At 63.6% G+C, this 1,234-nt stretch carries 1 protein-coding gene; it reads right to left on the bottom strand.

The features are described 5' to 3' along the window. Positions 1–53: 53 nt before the first annotated feature. Complete coding sequence (locus tag F3J36_RS23950) at positions 54–1,208, bottom strand: IS481 family transposase (protein ID WP_166720777.1); 1,155 nt, start codon at positions 1,206–1,208, stop codon at positions 54–56. Positions 1,209–1,234 lie beyond the last annotated feature (26 nt).

Here is a 1,234-nt window from a genome sequence, read left to right as displayed (position 1 = left end):
TGTACAGTCCGGGGACATGGCAGACAGGTGTTCGGGGACATAGTGAACACTTTTTAACATCCTTTACCCATGGTGATCGACTTTTTCTTCAGGTCGATCACCCCCACTTTTGTGCTGTACCACCACACCTCGTAATAGCCGTCTTCCCCCGTCTCCTTCAGCCCGACACGCTCTCCCCTGAACGCCTTGCCCGCCTTCAGGCTGAGTCCTTTTACGCTCAGCTTCCCGCTGATATCCACCTTCCTGACCATCACGCCCTCGTCGTATTCCGGTGGCGCTACGCGCCCGCTGTACTGCCGCGATGAGGGCTGATAGCGCGACGCTGGCACCGCCATCTCCAGCGCCTCATGCGGGCGCTCGAGGTTGTAGACCGTCCGCCAGTGGTCGAAGGCGCGCTGCAGCTCACCGCTGTCCGCGAACCACTTCCCCTGCAGCACTTCCGCCTTCAGGCTGCGGTGAAAGCGCTCCAGCTTCCCCTGCGTCTGCGGATGATACGGCCGCGAGTGCCCCACCCGGATGCCGTGGCGCATCAGCCACAGCTCCACTGCCGTCCAGGTGCCGGTGGTGTCGCCCCACGGCGAGCCGTTGTCCATCGTCATCCGGTCCGGCAGGCCGTAGCGCTCAAAGACGCTGACCAGCTGCTCCTGTACCGTCTCACGCCGTTCGTCAGCGCAGTGCACCAGGCACAGCGAGAACCGGGAGTGGTCGTCCAGCAGGGTAAGCGGGTGGCAGCGGCCGCCGCCAAAGGGAAAGTGGCCCTTAAAATCCATCTGCCAGAGCCGGTTCGGGGCCGCATGCTCAAACCGGCCGGTGGCCGGGACGCCCGGCGCTGCGCCCGGCAACAGGCCGTGGCGGGCCATCAGGTTGTGGACGGTGCTGAAGGCCGGCATGCGGTGCCCGTGGTCTTCGAGCCAGCGCTTAATCTTGCGGGCCCCCCAGTGCTGATGAAGCTCATGCGCCATACGCAGCAGGTCGATGATGTCGTCAGGTGAGCGGTTGGGTGAGTGACAGGGCGCGCGGGAGCGGTCCTGAAGGCCGGACGGTCCTGCCTCCTCCCAGCGGCGAAGCCACTTGTAGCCGGTGGCGGGAGATATGCCGTAGCGGCGGCACAGCTCGCGGATGTTCGCCCCGTCTTGCGAGGCGAGCAGAACAAACTCAGTACGTAATGACATGGTATCTCTCGCATCCCAGGGCATAAGCGACTCCATAAACGGGTTCTTATGCCTTAGTTGTA

Source organism: Pantoea sp. Cy-640 (assembly GCF_011752635.1).
GTDB classification, from domain to species: Bacteria; Pseudomonadota; Gammaproteobacteria; order Enterobacterales; family Enterobacteriaceae; genus Pantoea; species Pantoea dispersa.
This window is presented reverse-complemented; position numbering and strand designations above follow the sequence as displayed.